Below are 4,788 nucleotides of genomic sequence, written 5' to 3'. Positions count from 1 at the left end.
TTTTCTATCTCTGTTGCACGTGGTTCAGCACTCGCAGCAGGCCATGTGTGACGCCACCCAGCGTGAGATGGAAATCCTCTCGGAGACGCAGAACCGGGTGAGTGCTGCCCTACAGCGTCTGTGTGGCGCCAGGGATCCGGGCCAACTCCTTGCGGTGCAGTCGGATGTCGCCAGCGCCTTTCTTCATGGCGCGAGCCTCCAGACACACAACGCGCTGGAACTGGTCGGGAAACTTCAGGAAGGAAATGCCACAATGCTGACCGAGATCGCTGGCAAGGCGTCGTCTTTCTCGGCGAGGTCGCCGTGACGGCCTCGGCGCAGCGTCGTCCGCTTCTCCGCTGCTGAGGCCGCAGCACTGGCCATTGCTGACGCTTGTGTCGCAGCTGGACCGAGCTGCGATACGAGGAGCAACCCGAGACCTCATCCTCGCTGAACCAGAATGTCTCGAAGCGGCGACCGTCAGCGACTTCCGCTGGAACAAGATCGATATCACGGCTCGATCTGAGCCACGTCGGACGGCAGATCCCTCCACAACTGCATACCGGTGTTTCGGCATGAGCCTGAGCGCAGAACTTCTCGCCCCGTTGTCAGAGCAGAATCAGCCGCTCTCCGCGGCTGACCTCGCGCATTACAAGCGCACGGGCTGGGTAGCGGCGCGTGGCTTCTTCACGGCCGAGGAAGCTGCGGAGATCTCCCGCTGGACCGACGAGTTGGTGTCCATGCCCGAAGTCCCCGGCCGACACATGGTCTATTATGAGGAGAGCCTTCTCGCCCCGGGTTCCCGCGTGCGGCAGCGTATCGAGAATTTCTGCCCTTTCCACGCCAGCTTCGACGCGCTGGGGCGCGGCGGGCGGCTGGCGACGGCCGTCGCCCAGCTGATGGGCGGGCCTGTCGTGCTGTTCAAGGAGAAGATCAACTTCAAGGAGCCCGGCGGCGCCGGTTTCGAGCCCCACCAGGACCAGCAGGCTGGCTGGACCGTCTATGCGCCGCTCTTCGTCACTGCCCTGGTCTGCATCGACCGTGCGACAGAAGAGAATGGCTGCCTCGAGATGGCGGACGGCCCCCACTTCGCCGGCCTGATCGGTGAGGAGTGGCACCCGCTGACGGCCGAGCAGATGGCGGGAATAGCTCTGACCCCCGTGCCGACGGAGCCGGGCGACGTGCTGTTTTTCGACAGCTATGCGCCGCATGCGTCCAAACCCAACCTGACCGCGGAAGCACGGCGGGTCCTGTACCTGACCTATAACCTGGCCGCCTCGGGCGACCATCGCGCGCGCTACTTCGCGCAGAAGCGTGCGAGCTTTCCGCCGGATGTCGAGCGTCTTCCGGGGACGAGCTACAAGTTCCGGGTCTGAGGATCGTGGCCTTCCGGGAACCACCTACGTCCCTCGCGGAACAGCGGGCGAGCCTGGCGAATGGGGCTGCATTCGAGCCAACGATGGGATTGCCCGCACGCCAGCTTTCGAGACCCGCACCTTGAACCACTCGGCCGCCAGTCGCTACGCATCCTTCTTTGCTCCGCCGCGACCTGAGAGGCAGCGTGTAGGGATGAAGGCTTTCTGGGCTGCCCTCTTGCTGTTCCCTCCCCTCGCCGTCATGCCAGGCCAGGTCTTGGCTGCAGCAGCCCCTGACAGCCACGCCGCCCAGGAAAGCGAGGCAGCCCCCGCGCCATCTTCTGGCACATTCGGGTTGACGGTGGAGAACGACGCCTTCGGCGGCAATACCGACCGCTACTACAGCAACGGGCTGCTGCTGACCTGGCGCTCGCCCGCTGACACCATGCCTGATTCGCTCGCCTGGATTGACCGCGGCATGGGTTGGCTGCTGGGGCCGGGACGGCTGCACTGGGGGTTGTCGCTCGGGCAAAGCCTCTACACGCCGGAGGACAAGCAGCGCCGCAACCCCGATCCGGCGGACCGGCCTTATGCTGGCCGGCTCTACGGAGCCCTCACCGTCAGCCGCACGACTCCATCGACGCAGACGATCTTTGAAGTCCAGGCTGGCGTGGTCGGCCCCGCTGCGTTTGGGAGGCAAGTGCAGAACAGTTACCATCATCTGATCGGCGTGAAGCCGGCCAAGGGCTGGCACTACCAGATCGAGAACGAGCCCGTGCTGGACCTGCTGGCGGAACGTCGCTGGCGCGTCTCCCTGGGCGAATGGCAGGGGCTTGAAACCGAATTCATCCCGGTTGCGACGCTCTCGCTCGGCAATGCGAACACCTATGTCGCTGCGGGCGGGACGTTCCGTCTGGGGCGTGGGCTCGACGCCGACTGGGGATCGGCGCGGATCCGGCCGGCCCTGGCCGGGTCCAGCCTCTTGGAGCCGCGCAGCGAGTTCGGCTGGTACGTCTTCGGCGGCGTGGACGGCCGCGTGGTGGCGCGCGACATCACCCTGGATGGAAATACCTGGCGCGATAGCCGCAGCGTGGACCGGCGCTGGCTGGTGGGCGACGTTCAGGGCGGGGTGGCGCTACTATGGCGAGGCATACGGCTCGCCTATACGCAGGTGCTACGATCGGAGGAGTTCTACGGGCAGAAGGGCACCGAGGTTTTCGGTTCACTGAACCTTTCCATCCGGTTCTGAGCGGAAGGGGGACAAAGCCCGGCCGGGCGGCATCATCTGACTGGGTTCGGCTTCTGCCCAACGTAACTTTCTGCTGAGAAAGTTGCGGCTAACGACCTACATGTATGGTTGCGGCCTTACCGCTCCAGGAAGTAACGCCGCAGGGGATTGAGCGCCTGATCCAGCTCATAGACGAGTGGACGCCCCGTCGGCATCTCGAAACCGGGTATGTCCTGGTCGGCGATGTTACTCAAGAACTTGACCAGGCCGCGCAGGCTGTTGCCGTGCGCAGCCACGAGCACCCGCTCGCCGCGGCGGAGTGCTGGTGCAATCGCCTCATCCCAGCAGGGAACGACGCGCGCGACCGTGTCCTTCAGACTTTCTGAGTTTGGCAGTAGCTCCCTGGTCAGTTTGCGGTAGCGCGGGTCATGGATTGGATGCCGCTCGTCTTCCGGCGCGAGCGGGGGCGGCGACACGTCCCAGCTCCGGCGCCAGGCCAGGACCTGCTCCGTCCCACACCGGTCAGCAGTCTGCGCCTTGTTGAGCCCCTGCAATGCGCCATAGTGCCGCTCGTTCAGCCGCCAGCTCTTTTCGACCGGCAGCCACAGCAGATCCATCTCCTCGAGCGCCAGGTGCAGGGTCTTGATGGCCCGCTTGAGCACGGAGGTGAAGCAGATATCAAAGCTGAATCCTGCCGCGAGCAGCCGTGCGCCGGCCTCTCGCGCCTCTCGCACGCCCTGGTTGGTCAGGTCGATATCTGTCCAGCCCGTAAACAGGTTCTCCCTGTTCCAGACACTCTGGCCGTGGCGAAGGAGCACAAGTGTCGGCATCGGGCTCTCCGAAAAAAGCTGCACAGCACACCTGCCGGACGCATCCGGCCGATAAGCCGCTTCCGATAGAATGCCCGATCTTGGCGCGTTGGCAGCAGCGGCAGTTCTGGCCGAGTTGGAACGACGGCGGCGATGGGATGGACGTCGCCCGAACGCCTTGGTGCCCGGAGTGATGGTGTTCGCTAACACTGAACAGGGTGCGCCCGTGTCGAATGCTACCACCATGGACGGCGTTGCACAGGAAAGGAGGCTGGTATGACGTCCGCAGGCCTGGCGACCACCGGCTTGGCCGGAGCGCTTGTAGACGTGTAGACGTAGGGAGCCTGTCCTGCTGCCGCGCCCGGAGCATTCCACACGGACGCCCTCCCGGTCTTCGATCAGCCTTGTTAATGTGCACGTCCTGCGCCGTTGCTGCCGGAGTGGCCACCTGATGCCGAACACGCTTCTTCTTGCCCTCGATGACGGTTCATCCAGCATCATATCTGCCGTTCGGCAGATCGCCGGTCGTCCATGCCGTGGTCGAGCACCTGTCCTGCTCCTTGTGCCCACCCAACCATGTCCGGCTGATAGGCAGCACGAAATCCTGATCCTGCATACGAGAGCGGTCACGGTGCGGAACTTCTTACACCAGCGGGAGCCCTTCATGGTGGAACAAGGAAAATGCCCATGAGCGAGGTCGCTCAGAACCAAAATGCTGTCCCAGTCGCCGTCGACCAGCTCGACCGTATGGAACGGTGGTGGCGCGCGGCGAATTACCTCTCAGTGGGGCAAATCTACCTGCTCAATAATCCGCTGCTCCGAGAGAAGCTGGCACCCGAGCACGTCAAGCCGCGCCTGCTTGGTCATTGGGGGACCACGCCTGGGCTCAATTTCGTCTATCTACACCTGAACCGCATCATCAAGGCGCGCGACCTCAGTATCCTGTTCCTGGCCGGCCCCGGCCATGGTGCGCCGGGCGTCGTGGCCAGTACCTGGCTCGAAGGCACATACAGCGAACTCTACCCAGAAGTGTCCCGGGATGCGGAGGGCATCTGCCGCTTGTTCCGGCAATTCTCATTCCCCGGCGGCATCCCGAGCCACGCCGCGCCGGACACGCCCGGCTCCATTCATGAGGGCGGCGAACTCGGCTACTCGCTCCTCCATGCCTTCGGGGCGGTGCTGGACAATCCCGACCTGATCGCCGCCTGCGTCGTGGGCGATGGTGAGGCGGAAACCGGCCCGCTCGCGACGTCCTGGCATGGCAACAAGTTCATCAATCCGGCGACCGACGGCGCCGTGCTGCCGATCCTGCACCTCAACGGGTACAAGATTGCTAACCCGACAGTCCTGGCGCGGATTATGCCCGAGGAGCTGGTCTCGCTGATGCGGGGCTATGGCTACGAGCCCGTGGTCGTAG

Annotated in this window: 5 protein-coding genes; 4 read left to right on the top strand and 1 reads right to left on the bottom strand. The window is 64.2% G+C overall.

The window, feature by feature from the left end; translation table 11 throughout:
• The 3 genes from ACO1BU_RS36030 to ACO1BU_RS36020 form a co-directional block, all read left to right on the top strand.
• Positions 1–307, top strand: a 307-nt coding sequence (locus ACO1BU_RS36030) for a phasin family protein (protein WP_424140687.1), incomplete at its 5' end; no start/stop codon positions are given.
• Between the two features lie 247 nt (positions 308–554).
• Complete coding sequence (locus ACO1BU_RS36025; protein ID WP_424140686.1) at positions 555–1,355, top strand: phytanoyl-CoA dioxygenase family protein; 801 nt, start codon at positions 555–557, stop codon at positions 1,353–1,355.
• A gap of 193 nt (positions 1,356–1,548) precedes the next feature.
• Complete coding sequence (locus ACO1BU_RS36020; RefSeq protein ID WP_424140685.1) at positions 1,549–2,583, top strand: lipid A deacylase LpxR family protein; 1,035 nt, start codon at positions 1,549–1,551, stop codon at positions 2,581–2,583.
• Positions 2,584–2,699: 116 nt separating this feature from the next.
• Here ACO1BU_RS36020 and gpmA read toward each other — a convergent pair whose 3' ends face one another.
• Positions 2,700–3,392, bottom strand: a complete 693-nt coding sequence (gpmA, locus tag ACO1BU_RS36015; protein WP_424140684.1) for a 2,3-diphosphoglycerate-dependent phosphoglycerate mutase — start codon at positions 3,390–3,392, stop codon at positions 2,700–2,702.
• Positions 3,393–4,118: 726 nt separating this feature from the next.
• On the opposite strand from gpmA, the gene ACO1BU_RS36010 reads away from it, so the two are divergent.
• A partial coding sequence (locus tag ACO1BU_RS36010; RefSeq protein ID WP_481133264.1) for a phosphoketolase family protein occupies positions 4,119–4,788 on the top strand: 670 nt, incomplete at its 3' end.

This window comes from Roseomonas chloroacetimidivorans (assembly GCF_049629625.1).
Classification (GTDB): Bacteria; Pseudomonadota; Alphaproteobacteria; order Acetobacterales; family Acetobacteraceae; genus Roseomonas; species Roseomonas chloroacetimidivorans.
This window is presented reverse-complemented; position numbering and strand designations above follow the sequence as displayed.

Coding starts and splice junctions, on each gene's coding strand:
- ACO1BU_RS36025 (WP_424140686.1), top strand. CDS start 555: ATGAGCCTGAGCGCAGAACTTCTCGCCCCGTTGTCAGAGCAGAATCAG.
- ACO1BU_RS36020 (WP_424140685.1), top strand. CDS start 1,549: ATGAAGGCTTTCTGGGCTGCCCTCTTGCTGTTCCCTCCCCTCGCCGTC.
- gpmA (WP_424140684.1), bottom strand. CDS start 3,392: ATGCCGACACTTGTGCTCCTTCGCCACGGCCAGAGTGTCTGGAACAGG.